The following is a 15,717-nucleotide window of genomic DNA, read 5'->3' on the forward strand; positions in this document are numbered from 1 at the left end:
GGACGGATGTTGCAGCTAATTAATAGATAGAAAACACGACTTCTCCCTTTACGACTTCTTTTCCATCTTGATTGACGGCCGCCACATCAAAGCGCAATGCGCGGTCCTCTTTTTCTGTCACCGTCGCTTTTAACGTGACGACGTCATTTAAAAACACCATGGATTTAAAGCGAACGGAGTAGTCTTGCACAAATCCTTCTTCATGATAAGGGGTAAACAGTTTAGCAAGATTGCCCATCGTCCACATTCCATGGGCGATAATGCCCGGCAGCCCCGCTTTCTTCGCCTCTTCGTCAATCGTGTGAATCGGATTGTAATCGCCGGAAGCGCCGGCATATTTAATGAGATCGAGGCGGGAGACCGGCGGAAGCTTGACTTCTGGCAACGACTCTCCTACTTTTAATTCGCTGATTTTCGTCATACGACCATCGCCTTTCTCACTGCTTCCGTAATAATAATTGTCGATGTCGACGTAAAAATCACGTTTCCGGACAGGTCTTCCCCGTAATTCGTGATGACTAAAAATCCAAGCTCGCCCATGCTGCTTTTCTTCTCATAGTAATCTTCCACTTTTGCGTAGCAATACAGCTCTTCCCCAACAAACAACGGTCTTTCGTAATGAAACCGCTGTTCGCCGTGAATCAGTCCTTTGCTTGGAAGTTTAAGCCCTTCAATCACGCCGTAGTCAAACACCCTTGGAAATGTCGGAGGCGCAATGTTTCTTTGGTAGCGTGATTTTTTCCCCGTTTCCTCATCCCAGTAAATCGGATGCGGATCGCCGATCGCTTCGGCAAACTTTTTCACCGCTCCCCGTTCGACGACGTTTTTTACTTTGTTGGAACATTTTCCGATATGTTCGGCAAACATACGTCGTTTCCTCCTATTCCGTTAACATTTCGGACCTCCGGCTACGTATAGCACTTGGCCGTTAATAAAGGAAGATTTTTCATCGGCGAAGAACGCCACCGCCTGCGCCACATCTTCCGGCTTGCCGCTTCGTCCGACCGGGATGTTTGCGACGCTAGCCTGAATTAATTGTTCAAACGAAATTCCTAATCTTTCCGCCGTTGCTTTTGTCATATCGGTTTCAATAAAACCAGGAGCAACCGCATTCGTGGTGATGCCAAACTTGCCCAGCTCGATCGCCAGCGTTTTCGTAAAGCCTTGAATACCTGCTTTCGCCGCCGCATAGTTCGCTTGTCCGCGGTTACCAAGCGCAGAAGTGGAAGAAACATTAATAATGCGGCCGTACCCCTTTTCTACCATGTATTTTTGAACGGCGCGCGCGCAGTAAAACGCCCCTTTGAGGTGAACATCCATTACCGTTTGCCAGTCCTCATCTGTCATTTTAAACAACAAGTTATCGCGAATGACTCCGGCGTTATTGACAAGAATATCGATCGAGCCAAATTGGTCAACAATTTCTTTCACCGTCGTTTCTACTTGTTCGCGATCGGTAACGCTCGCGACTTTTGCATATACTTCATAGCCTTTTTCGCGCAATTCGCTCGCAGTGGCGTGCAGCGCTTCTTCATTTAAGTCAATGAACGCCACTTTCGCTCCTTCTTCGGCAAAACGCGTAACGATCGCCTTGCCAATTCCGCGGCTTCCTCCTGTAACGAATGCGACTCTTCCTGTAAATCTTTGACTCATGCTTGCTTCCTCCCTCTATTCAATAACGCTTTCAAATTTTATAGAAATTGCCCCAATTTGACATGCCCTTTAAGCAAGTTTCTCGCGATAATCATGCGCTGAATTTCATCGGTGCCGTCATAAATACGCCAAAGTCTAGCCTCACGGTACCAGAGCTCGATCGGCATTTCTTTCGTATAGCCCATACCGCCGTGAATTTGCATGACGCGGTCGACGACGCGGTTGCCCATGTTGGCACCAAACAATTTGGCCATCGATGCTAAATGGCGGTTGTCTTCGCCTTGGTCGAGCGTAAACGCTGCGTTTAGCACGAGCCATTTCGCCGCTTCAATTTCAACGGCCGAATCGGCGATCATCCATTGAATCGCTTGTCTTTCCGCAATCGGCTTGCCAAACGTCACACGCTCTTTCGCATAGTCAATCGCCATTTGCAGCAGCCGTTCCGCCGCTCCGACCGCGCGGGCGCCGACAATCCAGCGGGCATATCCGATCCACTCCAGCCCGAGTTTATAGCCGCCGTGCAGTTCCCCTAAAATGTTTTCTTCCGGAACGCGCACATTTTCAAAGATCAAGCTGGCAGGGGTCGACGGTCCCATCGTATGTATCGGTTCAGAACGCCAGCCCATCTCCCGGTCGACGATAAAGCAAGTCACTCCTTCCCGCCCGTTTGTTGCTTGATGACGTTCTTTGTCGGTAATGGCAATGACCATCACAAAATCGGCTTCGTTTCCGCCGGTGATAAATATTTTTTCCCCGTTTAACACCCATTCGTTTCCGTCTTTGACCGCCGTCATTTTAATGTTTCTGGTGTCCGATCCCGCGCTTGGCTCCGTTATGGCAAAACATGATTTTTTCTCGCCGTTAATGGTCGGAATCAAATATTTTTTCTTTTGTTCTTCATTCGCGTAATAGAGAATATTATCCGCCGATCCGCCAAACCGGAATGGAACAAACGTCTTTGACACTTCCATCGTCACAATCGCCTGCATGACGTGTCCGAGATTGGCACCGCCGTATTCTTCCGGAGTATTAATCCCCCAAAAACCCGCTTCTTTCGCTTTTAGTTGCAATTCTTTCAACTTCTCCTCAGACAGCCCCGGTTTTCCTTCCCGTTCGTTTCGCAATACTTCGTTTTCTAACGGCATTAATTCTTTTTCGACGAATTTGCGAATAGCCTTTTGCACCATCCGTTGCTCATCATTAAGACGCAAATACATGTATGTCTCCTCCATTTCCCTCTATAAACCATGTTTCATCATTAAAACAGTGCAGAACCCCACAAATTATACCAACCGGTTGGTATGTTAACCTTATTATATTCTAAAGTTTTGAAAAATACAATATTTTTTGATTTTATTTATATAGAAACCATTTTTTTCGCTCTCCTTCCCATTCAGGCTAGAAAAAATATAGAAAAACAGGTGCGACCGCCGATCATTCAGCGTGCACCTGTCATATGTGAATACACTTTTGCCACTGTTTCTCCAATTCCGCCATGAATGACAAGATCAAATACATCATCCATTCTTGTCCGTGTTTTATTAATGATCACTTTATATGTACCGGGAGACTGGACAGCTACGTAAAAGGGAATTTGGTTGACCGGGGTTACTTCTAGGCTCGTGCCCATGGCGATCAGCAAATCGCTTGCTGCCGCCGCGGCGAATGCTTCCTCGATTCTTGGCACCAATCCGCCAAACAGCACCACATCCGGTTTTAAAATTTCATTGCACTTATTTCCATTTGCTGTTTTCCGCTCGCACCGCGGAATATCATGGCGGTTGATAAACGCCAAATCATACTTTTCGCCGCATTCCGGACACGTTGCCGTCTGCAAGGTGCCATGCAATTCGATGACATTGGTGCTCCCTGCCTTTTTATGCAGCCCATCGATATTTTGCGTCAAAATGATCACCTTTTTTCCCATCTCTTCTAATTGGCGGAGGAACCGATGGCCGTCGTTCGGCGCAAAATTGCCCATTAGTTTTAACGAAAACATCCGTTTAAAACGATGCCAAAAATCAATAGGATCTTTTTCAAAGTAGTATTCGGACAAATAATATTCGACATTTTCTTCTTGCGCGTAGATCCCATTTTCGCTGCGGAAATCAGGAATTCCCGATTCCGTGCTCATTCCCGCACCGGTTAAAACCGCGATTGCATCGGCGCGAGCGATTCGTTGTGCGAGTTCTTTCATGACATCCATGCTTTCTCCCCTCCTTCAACAAAAAAGTCCCCAAAAAAATACAGGGGACTTTTCTAAGTTCATTTTATGCTCTTTTTTTCAGGAAAGCAACGATCGAAATGATAAGAGCAATAACGGCAATCACTAAGGTAGCGATCGATAATCCATTTTCGTTTTGCTCGCTGTTGGTTTTATTTTCTGGCTGAGCTTGATGCTGCTCCGCCTGTTTGCCGTCGCTGTGCGTATCGTGGCCGCTTTGTGCCGCAGCCGCCTGGCTGATTTCCGTTATAGAATGAGGTGTTTGTGAGTTTTCCGTTCCCGTCCATTCGACAATGGAGCCGTCTTTATAATATTGGTAGGCATCCCAGGCAACCTTTCCTTCCTTATTTGGGTTTTTCGCAATAAAGAAAAACTGTTGAAATTGTCCTGGCAACAGCCCTTCCCCTTCCGCTGTCCATGTTACGGTTTTTACCTTTCCGGACGCGTCTTTTTCCAGCGTCACTTTCCAGCCTCCCTTCGGTTGATAAGATACCAATTCCATGCCGTCCGGAACTTTTAAAGTCACTTTCGTCGTCGGAACATCTTTTTCGACTGGAACTTTAACCGTATACGTTTCCCAGGCGCCAGGTGCAGAGATGTTCGGTTTCACCGTTACGTGAGCGCTGGCGATTCCTGTGCATAATAAAAAGGTTGCCACCATCAAAACAAGTACTTTGGATGTTTGTGACCACACTTTTTTCACGTTGAATCTCCTCCTAATTTGTTTATTGGCTTCCTACATAACAGGCAAAAGTGGCGTCCACGCTTTGCAACGACGTTGTCAGGATATGCACATGAACGTTCCACCGTCCGGCCATACTAATCGTTTCCTTTGTCTGATAAACACCGGAAGCAACTTTGAATGCTTGAAACGTCGTTTCTCCCATATCCATTTCTTTTGACGTCAACGTAACCGTTACTTGTTCAATATCTTGAACAGCTCTTCCCTTCTCGTTTTCGATCTTTATTTGAAATTGATTCGTCCCTAATACATTAGGGGTAATATGCAGTGTCACTTGATAGCTCCCAGCTTCCTTCGTTTGCGTAAAAGGTCCCGGCGAAGCCGTTGCGGGCGGCAAATTCGTCAACATAGCGGCAAGCAGCATCGCGCTGATGCCGAGGCCAAATTCAGACCATACGGCTGCTCCCAATACGTTTTTCTGCTTGTGCCCCGAAATCCAGTTCATCGCCGCCAACATGAGCATAACGACAAGAACGAGTACTTTACCAAGAAGCACTTTACCATATATCGTTTGAAACAGTGCGTCAAACGTTGGAATTTGTTGTAAAGCAGCGTAAATGCCTGTCATCATTAGAATGGCGACCAATCCAGTTGCCCAACGTGAAAAGCGGCGAACCGCTTCCCAATATTTGCTTTTCTCGGCTCCCGGTATATCAAAAGGCAAAATCGCTGCGATGATCACTAAGCATCCAACCCAAACGGAAGCGCTAAAAAGATGAAGAAAATCCATCACACGAGCAACAAGCGGATGAGACGAAGCAGCCGCGTGGCCCGTCCACGCTTTAGCGAAAAGAATGCTAGTCCCAAGTGCGAATGAGACGATCGCCCATCGTTTCGAATGGTGCTCCTTTTTCCTAAACATTGTCGCATAACCAACAACAAATAATAAAAATAAGAGCACACATTGAATCATCCATATGGCCCCAAAAACCGTATGAAGCAGCATCTTTTTCACAAGCGCGCCCTCTAGCGCCTGAAACCACGACACATTTGCCTCCACGGTAATTTGCAACGGCAAACTCAACAGCGTGGCCAGCGCCGTTAGACTATACGCCACCCAATACAGCACCTTATCCCAGATCGAAAACCGCCATGCATCCAATGGAAGATATATAAACAATTTAAACGAAAGCAAACCTAAAAATAGCGATACCCCTATGTAAAAAAGTCCGCGAATGATAATCATATCCAATTTAGGAAAATAACTGTTTCTTTCCGAATCGGATAATGTGCCGTTATCGCTGCTTCGGCCGATTTGAAATGGAATCGTCCCTTCAACAGGATGGCCGTCGCTAGAGACAACTTTCCATTTTACGACATATGTTCCGTTGGCCAAACGATTCGGTACATTCCCTTCCAGCACATGTGGATTTGTTGCATCGATGCGAACACTATGCAAGCGGATCTCGCGTCCACTTTGATTGACAAGTGTAAGCGTATAAAAAGTTGATTGAATGTTTTCATTGAATTCAATGCGAATGGTTTTCGGAGTTTCCATCAACTTTTCATTTGCCGCCGGCGTCGCTGCGACAATGTAAGCGTGGGCCAACGATCGGGCAGGAAGCGCTGCTGACACGGCTAAACAAAAAATAATGATCCATCCCCACCGCAACGCCTTTTGCCAATATGACAAATCATTCCCCCTCTCTGGTCTGCACTTATATCTCATGACCGCACTGTATGGCCAGTATAGCAAAGGGATGTGAAAGAAGTTTGAGGAGACAATGAACAAAACGAGAAAATTCCCATATCATTGACAGAAATTAACTATTATTCACAATTGATCAACTTTATTTCTTTATTATATTATCACTTTACCAAACTAAAATAATACGATATGATGAGAAAAGAACGAAAGCAACCATCACTCACAAAAGACATAGTAGGAGGACATACAATGGCTGCAAAAAAATGGGGACTATGGATTTTAACTGCCTTTGTCGTTGGAAACATGGTCGGCGGTGGTATATTTATGATTCCGGCAAGCCTAGCGCAAGTGGCAAGTCCAATGGGGGCAGCGCTCGCCTGGCTCGCAACCGGATTGGGCGTCTGGATGATTGCACTCGTATTTGGAAGTCTAGTAACAAGAAAACCCGAGCTAAAAGCGGGACCGCAAAGCTACGCGCAAGCGATGTTTTCCTCGCCAAAAGCGGGAAACATCGCAGGCTACAGCATGGCGTGGGGATATTGGGCGGCGAACTGGGCGGCCACTGCGTCCGTCATCATTTCGTTTGCCGGCTATTTAAGCACGTTTTTCCCGGTAATGCAAAGCGAGCACGTACTATTTACGATGGGAACGTTTCAATTGGAAATGGGAAAAGCGCTCACCTTTATGGTATGCACAACGGTATTGTGGGGAATTCACTGGATTCTCGCTCGCGATTTTCAACGCGGTGGGAACATTAACATTTTGGCGACAGGAGCGAAAGTGATTGGGTTCCTTCTTTATATTGTCGCCACCGTTTGGGTATTTAACGCCGCGAACTTAGGCAGCGGATTTGCGTTCATGGACGAAAAAGGACAAGCGGTATCCGTGCCAAGCCAAATCAACGGAGCGGCGATTACGATGCTATGGGCATTTATCGGCATCGAATCGGCCGTCATGCTGTCAAACCGCGCCAAATCGCCAAAAGACGTGAAAAAAGCGACATTGCTTGGGCTTGTCATTTCTGTTCTCATTTATATCGGAATTACGTTATTGACAATGGGAGCACTTTCACAGGAGGAGTTAAAACAGTCGCAAAAACCGCTCGTAGACGCGCTATATGCTGTTATCGGAAGCAGCGGAGCGTACATCATGGCCATCTTGGCGCTCATTTCGTTGTTCGGCTCGACGATCGGCTGGATTGTCGTTAGTTCGGAAGTTCCGTATCAAGCAGCAAGAGAAGGATTATTCCCTGCTTTCTTTGCCAAAACAAACAAAAGCGGCAGCCCGACTCGCTCTTTGTTCGTCACGAACTTCATGACACAAATTTTTCTATTTTCGACCGTATCGGGAACGGTGAACGAAGCGTACAATTTTGCCATTGTCGTTGCGACGCTTGCCTACTTAGTTCCGTATCTCGTCTCGGCTTTATACCAGCTAAAATTAATTATTACAGGAGAAACGTATAAAAATGTGAAGCCAATTCGCATGCGTGACGGCATCATTACATTGGCGGCGCTAGTATACTCGCTTTGGGTCATCAAAACGGGAACAGCCGATTGGTATACATTTTTCTTAGGCATCGGTCTATTTGTGACAGGATTAATCTTATATCCGCTGCTTATGAAACAAAAACCAGCCGATGATTATAAACAGACAGAAGTAAAAGGCGCATAAAGGGACCAACGAAAATCGCTGGTCCCTTTTGCTTTTATTTTTTACCCTCACGCTATCTTATTCGCGGACTATACATCGCATCTCACTTTTTCCACTCAGGATTCGCTTCTCTATAAATATAGTTTCAAAGAATAGGACAATCAGCAATACAAATTTTCTCGAACAAATAACGTTACTTCCTACCAAACGGACTGTATTCATTTATTTATTATTGCTGAAGCATTTCGATGATTTCTGGAATTTCTCTTAAATCTTCTATGACAAAATCGGCTTCCGCTGATTCGTATGCCGCATCTTTTTTCCAAATGGTTTTCATTCCTACATTCCGTGCCGCTTGAATGTCGTTGCTTGGGTGGTCGCCGACAAACACGCTTTCATTGGCTAATACTTTCAGATTGTCAAGCGCTCTTTGAAATAGTCGGGGATCTGGTTTGCTAATTCCTTCCCATTCCGAAATAAGAATCGTGTCAAAATAGCCTTCAATGCCTAGCGCCTTTATCGAATGCATTTGAAAGGCTCCTTTTCCGTTTGTGATGATTCCTAATTTTAACGACTTTTGCTTCAACTCTTCCATCATCCAGACAAGATGAGGAAACGGGACACAGCTTTTGTGGAAATGGTTCATATAATCTTCCAGCAAATCTTCCCACGTGATGCCAATAATCTCGAATTCTTGGACCATTTGTTGATAGACGGTATCTTTCCAAACATATCCTTGATTGTCTAGTTCAATGAATCTAGCGATATACGATTCTTTGGGAATATGGCTTAACCATTGCTGCAAGCGCTCATACTGGTATTCGATAAACTTTTGTATGGAAGCGTCGCGATTTAATAAAGTGCCATCCAAATCAAAGATGACTGCCTTCACCATCCTTGTTTTCCTTTCCAAATTATTTTGAATTGAAAGTGACACCGTTTTTCCAGAATGATTATCGGGAAGCTATAGCCTTTTATAAACGATTTCTCTATAGGTAGAAAATCCATGCTTTCGATAAAAATCTTTTGCTGCTTCGTTTTCCGTCCAATAATTTAATTCGACTAAATCGATTTTATTATGGCTGGCAATACGGTAAATTTCTTCCATTAACTTTGAACCATATCCTTTTTTTCTTTCTGTTTCTACGATACTGATTTGATGAACGTATATAGATTTATACGCCTTTCGAAAAGGAGTTTCTGGGTATTTTCTTATCTCTATCCAAGCATAGCCAATGGCTTCTTCATTATCCTCCAAAAGAAGAAAGATAAAGTTGTCTTTATTTATAATGCTTTCAAAAAATACTTTCACCGCTTCATAATCGTACTCTTTGAAATACTGCGGATACCATTGAACATGCAAATCATGGACAGGTCGATTTAATTTTGCAATTATGTCTGCATTAGTAGTTTGGATGATTTTCATCCCGTTCCCTCCTCGTTTAGATTAAAAAGAAACGCATATCGTCTCTAATATACATAACTTTTTAAGATGAATTAGAGATACCCACTCTTCCTAGCATCGATTTTGAACACTCTACTCCTTGTCATCTCTCGTTCATAATCCCGTCGCTACTTATGAATGCTTCCTCTCATTTTTCCAATGGAAAATCCATCGAACAATCTTCCGCCATATGGTGCCAATACACGATCGACAAGCACGATAATTTTTTCCTTTTCCCCATTTTTATAAAACGTATCAAACGCATCAACAAAATCAGCGGCAAACTCTTCATCATATTGCCGTAACGCGCGAACAACCCATTTGGACGCGCCAATCCAGCGGCCGTTTGTCCGCAGCACAAACTCATGGATGATGTCAGCCAACGCATTGGCGATCCATAGCTCTTCCGCCCTATCGGTTGCCCCGATAAAATCGTCGAGGGCATCCGTAATGAAATATCGCTTCAAGACAAGCGTTTCCTCGGACCATGGTTCCGGACCTTTTCGCAACAATTCGTTTGCTTCTTCTTTGATCGCAGCGATGCATCCTCGGTCAACCAACACGATTCCTTCTGACACCATTTTTGGCAAACTTGGTCTCGCCCTTTTTCGGTCGCTTTCAAAAAACGCTTTGTAGGAAGTCAAATTATGCGCAAATACTTCAATTGGCCATCCAAACGCAATAAGCGACTCCCGAAAAGAAGCGGGAAGCTTGTCATCAAAAATGACGATATCAAGATCAGATGTCGTCGTCGCTTCACCGCGAACCACACTGCCGCTTAGCAACGCGCCATGACAATCTGGAAAATTGTGCTCCACAAATTGTTTCGCTGCCTCAAGCGGCGGTAATCGTTTTATTCTTTCCATTTCAATGGCCTCCAGTATAACTGTTAGTTCATATTTTACACAACAATATAAGTATAGAGTATAAATTTTTCTACAAATAAAAAAATTAAGATAAAAATTTATATCAAAAAAGAGCCCAAAACAAAACGTAACGGGCTCACTTCAATATGACATGCTTCCTGCGACAATCAAGCCGACAATAATGGAAATGGCAAATAGACTGAAACCGACGGCGAGATTGCCTTCCTCGACTTTTTTGGCTAAATTGGTCTTTGGCGTGAAAATGTACTCCAACGCGAAATAAACGAGAATTTGCGTGATAATCCCAATCACGCCCCACACGACAGCATCAAGCAAGCTGACGCTATTGCTCCAGGCGGCATAAATGACAATCGCTAATCCTAACGCTTTTCCCCACAATTTCAGCGCTACCGCCATATTGCCTTGGCGAATGAGTTCACGCTCGGAAAATTTCGTCGTTAAGCTGAATAAGCCGATACCAACTCCCATCAGCACAAGCCCTAACACGGTGTAAAGCAGAAAATTCATCACATACGTCATTTTCTTCATCCTTTCATCATGACAGGTAAATAATAGGACAAGTTGTTCGTAATCATTCCTCCCGCACGCAGGCCGATTCCAACCGCTTTTCCGTTGATTAAAAAACATGTATGCAATAGTTTCACCGTTTCATATCCGTTTACCGTTTTGACAACGGTTTCGGGTAACGGAACATATTGTTGATAAACAGGAGTTTCGTCTTTATATGTTTGCTGGATATCGGCAACGATCGGTTCGCCTTTACCGTTTTTGATTACGACTGTGTCGCCTTCGCGCCCGAACGCTGGTTTTTGCACATACATCATTTGCTGGTCAAGAAAATAATCTTCGTCTAAATAAGTCGGAAGAAAATGTTCGGAAATCCATTGGCGCTCCTCTTCTGTAAAAAACGGATTCCCTTCCTCGTACAGTGCCCAAATAAGCGCCTGCACCGCTTTGGACTGCAGCAAAAACGCCGTTGGCGGATTGATGAGGGCGACTTCCCGCTCCTTCCACAGTTCCAGCAGCTGTACTCCTACTTTCGTTCCATCCGCTGCGCGGTCTTCGACTAAATGTTCAAGTGGATACGTTTGCCGATATAGCACATCGATTCGTCTTCCTTCCGCATCATACAATCCGCGCCGCAACACACCGCCGCAACGCAGCGAAACATCCTCGGCAACAACGTGAAGCTCATGAAGCGGCACATAGGCAGCCTCCATTCCGCTTATTCGCTGCAAATACCGAACCGTCTCACGGTCTTCCATATGATCTTCATGGGAAGTAAACACGACATACGGCTCTCCATGGCGATGCAAGAAACGGTATGACTGCCAAATCGCATGCCGAACCGCTTCGGAGACATAACGCGCTTCTCCTTTGTTTGGCGAAAGTAAATGGAAAAAGGAAGCCACCCGTTCATTGATATCAAATGTTTCGCGAATAAATGTCGGTGTATCCGCGTTCAATTCGATCAGCTTAAACGTTCCGCCGGCATATGCGAGGTCAGCGCGAGCAATCACGGTTTCCGCCGGAAGCACGGAAATGCGCAAAAACGGAAGCGTATCTGGATGAAATCCTAACAATCGAAGCGTCTCATCGGGCAGCTGCCGCAACAGGCCTGCGGTTTTCCGAAACAAATAGCCGATGCGGTTCGTGGCCGTTCGTATTTGCTCGATTTCCCGAGTCGTTAACGTATAGTAATCCAACAAAGCATATTCCGCGCCGTATAAGTCGGCCCAAAAATCAGGGATTGCCCCGTAAAACTGGGCGCGCCGCTGGCGGTGTTGTTCAATCGAATACATCGTTACCCTCCAAAAAAGCTGCCTTTCGTTCCCGAACCGATTCCGGATTTCGCCCGTGCCTTAAATTCCGCGCTCTGTTGATAGCTTTTATACGCCGCAGAACGTTGCAGCTTGCGTTTCGACGAATAATAATGGCCTCCATAATAATAATGTCGATAATAAGAACTGTCATCGTCGTCACAAACATACGTCCCCGTTGATGAATCCCACTCCCAATCGTCACAATCCCGATCCTTCGGTTTCGGTGGCAAACTCTCATCGCTGCAGGCAGTAAGTGAAGCGACCATCAACGTCGACAGCACGCCAATCATCATCTTCTTCGTGTTATTCATCGATTAGCCTCTCCTTCTTCCATAACAAGTCCTGTTGCAGTTACATAAAGAACATACACTTTTCGGTCCTCATCAATTTCCGCACTGTCGCGAAGCCATTCTTTCCCGTGAAAATACGTAAATGAACTCCCTATATACGCCATCACATCGAGATGGGAAGGAAGCTCGACCACCGTTATTATAGGATGTCCGTTTTCCTCATCAAGTTCGCGGACTTCGAGCCGCAAACCGCTGCTTACTACTTCTGTCTCTTGCCGGCCCCGCTCCCATTCTTCGACATAAATGACAAACGTATCGTGTTCGAGCGCGGAAGAAACTTGCCGATACGTCACTCCTTCTTTCACAAAAAACTCGCATTCGCGCCGGGTAATAATTTGCGGCAAGTCAATGGATTCATAAAAATAAAGCAGTCGATAGTTTTCCTCGCCAAGCCATAGCCGATACTCCAATCGATTCACTACATTTCCCGCCTTTCCAAATCTGATGCAACTACTAGTACGGATATCACGGGAAATTGGTTTCATTCTTCAATGAACGGTTATTTTCCAATAATAAAAAAATATTTCTTAACGTTAAGAAACGTTAAGAAGAGATAAAAAGTTTTATTGAATAATTTCACTTTTATCGCTTGCCTTTCCTTCACGTTCAAACGAGAACACACCTTGCATCATTAATAGGCGATGCTGCCGGATAAGCAGCAATATCGTCACACCGTATACAATGCTGATGGCAAATGGAACAATATAAAAAGACAGTTCCATAAAGACGATGCCGAAAAAAGACGCGGCGAACACAGTGGTAATCGTTTGAAACAAGTATACTTTGCTATCATATATCCAAACATAAGGCAGAAAGTGAGCTCCCGCAAGCACACCAATCGCAAAAGGAACCCAATCAGGCTGATGGAGAACAATCATGATGACAAGGGGCGCAAAAAAGAGTTGAACTCCTCCGACAAGTCCCGCCACAGTCGACAGCGGATTAGAAGAGAGGAAGTTAATGCGCAATAATTTGGAAATGAGGATGGCCAAAGGCATGATCGCCCCTATTCCAAACACATACATCCATACTAATGTTTCTGGCGTTACAACGAAACTACTAATTCCTACGAACAACCAAAACAATATACCGGCTAAAAATACTGGATATCCCAAGCCAGTTTCCATAGATAAATCCTTTTTAAGTTCATAAAGGTTCATTTCATAACTTGATTTTTTCATGCTATCCTCCAATAAGTTTACATAACAATATTATTGAATACAATAACATCGCTCGAGCATAGTAGACAGAATAATGAGTATCCAACCGGTTCGCTTCGCTGCGATGTTTCGCCACACAGATGAAATCCTCCTAAAAAATCAACGTACCATCATTATACATGATACAAAGACTAGTTTCGCCAATCAGTTAAAAATTCCTAACAGTATCAGTGAAAGTAATGCCATTTTTTATAAAATTTTTATCAATACCGGATAAATATAAGGCTGCGAAGGCTGCGGTATAACCTTCCATTTATCCGCTTTGATGACTGGGACTTCCACTCCGTTGTATTTAGTAATCTGTAAAGTTCCTTCTATTTCCATCCATGTATTTGGTTTATATAGGCTTGCCTTTTCAAATTCGGTTAAAATTCCTATAATGCTGGCATCTGCAAGGCAATGAGTAATGAGAAATCTCGAGATAACTAGTTGATGAGGACTCAATCCCGCTTCTTTGTATACAAACCCGCTTACTTTGATTTTCTTTCCACGGTAGCTTTTCGGGTGATTTTCAATCTCCTCGTAATAAGGGGCAAACACATCTTCTTTCATCTCGATTACATTTTGTTTCTTTAGCTGCTCCATTCTTTGATGATACTCCCCTTGGGAAAAATAATTATCATTAGGTAAAGCCTTATTATGATCGATGGCCGGTAAAGAGTCTTGTTGTTGGCTTTTATGGGGCTGAGGAAGGACGGTTCCTTTTTTCTCCGCCAGGGAAGCATTGAGTACGGCCGGGGGAAAAGCGAATCCAACCAACAGTGGAAAGAGGATAATGAAAAAACTAATCCGTTTTCCCGCTCCAACATGCGAATGATGATGGTGCTCACATCCGGCATGACAATGTGTATGATCGTTTGGTTCCCATATGCGGAAAATTTGAATGAATAGCAGCAGCACAAATATCCCGGCGGCAATTTGGCTCATCACGGTATACTTTGGATTCACATACTTCGTTATTTCATCTGTAACGTGAAGGCGAATGAAAAAAAGAGAAAAACTCGCTAACATAATCGCCCGTAAAAACTGCCGAAAATGAAAACGCATCACGTTTCACCACCTTACAGCACCCTTATTAGATGCACGCTTATGAACACGACGGAAGTAATCAAAATAAGCAAGACGAGCACAAATCTAAACCGAAATGCACTCAACAGCATAATCGTATTTTTCAAGTCAATCATCGGTCCGTACACTAAAAACGCGAGTATAGAGGTGACCGGAAATAAACTTTTAAATGAAGCCGCGATAAACGCATCCGCTTCCGAACATAATGATAAGAAATAGGCAAGCCCCATCATGACGGTTGTCTTCCCGAAATCTCCATCGCCAAAAAGGAACAGAGATTTAGTATGTACATAGGTTTGCATCAACGCGGCAAAACAAGCCCCGATAATTAAATACTTTCCCGTATCAAAAAACTCATCAATCGAATGTTTGAGCACTTCCTCCAATTGCTGAAACAATGACGCACGTTTAACATTTTCCCGTACATCCAATACAGCGACAGATTTTAGCTGATTAGACGGAAATAAAAAACTAATCATAAAAGCAATGATCAAAGCGTCCACAAAGCCAATCCCCATTCGCAACGCCGCGATGGTGCCATCATTTCCAAACGCCATATACGTGGACAAAATGACGATCGGATTAATTAACGGCCCCGTCAACAGAAAGCCGACCGCGGCATGCAGCGGCACTCCTTTTGCCACCAGTCTTCGCACAATCGGTACAATTCCGCATTCGCACGCAGGAAAAAAAGCGCCAATCACACATCCCATCATGACGGCGAGAAACCGATTTTGTGGAATCCAACGCCGAATTTGCTCTTCCGTAACAAAAATTTGGATACATCCGGCAATGATCACGCCAATCAACACAAACGGAATCGCCTCAATGATAATGCTTAAAAAAATCGTACTAAATTGCTGAAAAGAAGTTGGAAGTTTCATCGACCATGCCGTACCTATAAACTGACTGGCCAACATGAAATAAGCGGCAACCGCAATCACGACGATTCCGGTGGCATCAATCAACGCAGAAGAAAACCAGCGATACATTCCCCTTCCCCCT

At 44.5% G+C, this 15,717-nt stretch carries 18 protein-coding genes; 1 reads left to right on the forward strand and 17 read right to left on the reverse strand.

Translation table 11 applies throughout. From position 1 onward, the window contains the following. Positions 1-19: 19 nt before the first annotated feature. The 7 genes from AC1WMD_RS06465 to AC1WMD_RS06495 all read right to left on the reverse strand — a co-directional run bounded on the left by AC1WMD_RS06465 (position 20) and on the right by AC1WMD_RS06495 (position 6,252). The gene (locus AC1WMD_RS06465; protein WP_494256383.1) at positions 20-421 is read right to left on the reverse strand and encodes a MaoC family dehydratase; all 402 of its coding nucleotides are present in this window, start codon (positions 419-421) and stop codon (positions 20-22) included. Continuing rightward, positions 418-867, reverse strand: a complete 450-nt coding sequence (locus AC1WMD_RS06470) for a MaoC family dehydratase N-terminal domain-containing protein (protein WP_494256385.1) — start codon at positions 865-867, stop codon at positions 418-420. Before AC1WMD_RS06470 ends, AC1WMD_RS06465 begins: the two co-directional genes overlap by 4 nt. Positions 868-888: 21 nt before the next feature. Next, on the reverse strand, positions 889-1,653 hold the full coding sequence (locus AC1WMD_RS06475; protein WP_494256386.1) for a beta-ketoacyl-ACP reductase: 765 nt from the start codon (positions 1,651-1,653) through the stop codon (positions 889-891). 38 nt (positions 1,654-1,691) lie between these two features. Further along, the gene (locus AC1WMD_RS06480) at positions 1,692-2,870 is read right to left on the reverse strand and encodes an acyl-CoA dehydrogenase family protein (protein ID WP_043904846.1); all 1,179 of its coding nucleotides are present in this window, start codon (positions 2,868-2,870) and stop codon (positions 1,692-1,694) included. A gap of 221 nt (positions 2,871-3,091) precedes the next feature. Continuing rightward, positions 3,092-3,859 (reverse strand): NAD-dependent protein deacylase, encoded by a 768-nt coding sequence (locus AC1WMD_RS06485; RefSeq protein ID WP_494256388.1) that lies wholly within the window; start codon positions 3,857-3,859, stop codon positions 3,092-3,094. A gap of 64 nt (positions 3,860-3,923) precedes the next feature. Further along, complete coding sequence (locus AC1WMD_RS06490; RefSeq protein WP_494256389.1) at positions 3,924-4,580, reverse strand: YcnI family copper-binding membrane protein; 657 nt, start codon at positions 4,578-4,580, stop codon at positions 3,924-3,926. Between the two features lie 22 nt (positions 4,581-4,602). Next, positions 4,603-6,252, reverse strand: coding sequence for a copper resistance protein CopC (locus tag AC1WMD_RS06495; RefSeq protein ID WP_494256391.1), 1,650 nt, complete (start codon positions 6,250-6,252; stop codon positions 4,603-4,605). A gap of 264 nt (positions 6,253-6,516) precedes the next feature. Here AC1WMD_RS06495 and AC1WMD_RS06500 point away from each other — a divergent pair, with 264 nt between their 5' ends. Beyond that, positions 6,517-7,941 (forward strand): amino acid permease, encoded by a 1,425-nt coding sequence (locus tag AC1WMD_RS06500; RefSeq protein WP_494256392.1) that lies wholly within the window; start codon positions 6,517-6,519, stop codon positions 7,939-7,941. Between the two features lie 208 nt (positions 7,942-8,149). Here AC1WMD_RS06500 and AC1WMD_RS06505 read toward each other — a convergent pair whose 3' ends face one another. From AC1WMD_RS06505 to AC1WMD_RS06550, 10 genes are all read right to left on the reverse strand, one after another. Further along, positions 8,150-8,815, reverse strand: a complete 666-nt coding sequence (locus AC1WMD_RS06505; protein WP_494256393.1) for an HAD family hydrolase — start codon at positions 8,813-8,815, stop codon at positions 8,150-8,152. 69 nt (positions 8,816-8,884) lie between these two features. Further along, the gene (locus AC1WMD_RS06510) at positions 8,885-9,346 is read right to left on the reverse strand and encodes a GNAT family N-acetyltransferase (protein WP_494256394.1); all 462 of its coding nucleotides are present in this window, start codon (positions 9,344-9,346) and stop codon (positions 8,885-8,887) included. Positions 9,347-9,492: 146 nt separating this feature from the next. Beyond that, positions 9,493-10,230, reverse strand: coding sequence for a nucleotidyltransferase domain-containing protein (locus AC1WMD_RS06515; protein ID WP_494256395.1), 738 nt, complete (start codon positions 10,228-10,230; stop codon positions 9,493-9,495). 141 nt (positions 10,231-10,371) lie between these two features. Continuing rightward, positions 10,372-10,770 (reverse strand): DUF350 domain-containing protein, encoded by a 399-nt coding sequence (locus AC1WMD_RS06520; protein WP_043904854.1) that lies wholly within the window; start codon positions 10,768-10,770, stop codon positions 10,372-10,374. Between the two features lie 5 nt (positions 10,771-10,775). Continuing rightward, entirely contained in the window at positions 10,776-12,053 is a 1,278-nt protein-coding gene (locus tag AC1WMD_RS06525) for a glutathionylspermidine synthase family protein (RefSeq protein WP_494256396.1), read from the reverse strand. A gap of 2 nt (positions 12,054-12,055) precedes the next feature. After that, positions 12,056-12,385 (reverse strand): hypothetical protein, encoded by a 330-nt coding sequence (locus AC1WMD_RS06530; RefSeq protein ID WP_043904856.1) that lies wholly within the window; start codon positions 12,383-12,385, stop codon positions 12,056-12,058. Next, entirely contained in the window at positions 12,382-12,843 is a 462-nt protein-coding gene (locus AC1WMD_RS06535) for a hypothetical protein (RefSeq protein WP_043904857.1), read from the reverse strand. Before AC1WMD_RS06535 ends, AC1WMD_RS06530 begins: the two co-directional genes overlap by 4 nt. 144 nt (positions 12,844-12,987) lie before the next feature. Beyond that, positions 12,988-13,605: a DUF7010 family protein gene (locus AC1WMD_RS06540; RefSeq protein WP_052351481.1), complete on the reverse strand. Its 618-nt coding sequence runs from the start codon at positions 13,603-13,605 to the stop codon at positions 12,988-12,990. 228 nt (positions 13,606-13,833) lie between these two features. After that, a complete protein-coding gene (locus AC1WMD_RS06545) occupies positions 13,834-14,691 on the reverse strand; it encodes a TIGR03943 family putative permease subunit (protein WP_043904858.1) in 858 nt (285 codons plus the stop codon). Positions 14,692-14,705: 14 nt separating this feature from the next. Next, complete coding sequence (locus AC1WMD_RS06550) at positions 14,706-15,704, reverse strand: permease (RefSeq protein ID WP_043904859.1); 999 nt, start codon at positions 15,702-15,704, stop codon at positions 14,706-14,708. Positions 15,705-15,717: the final 13 nt, after the last annotated feature.

This window comes from Parageobacillus sp. NEAU-HV-2 (assembly GCF_059115485.1).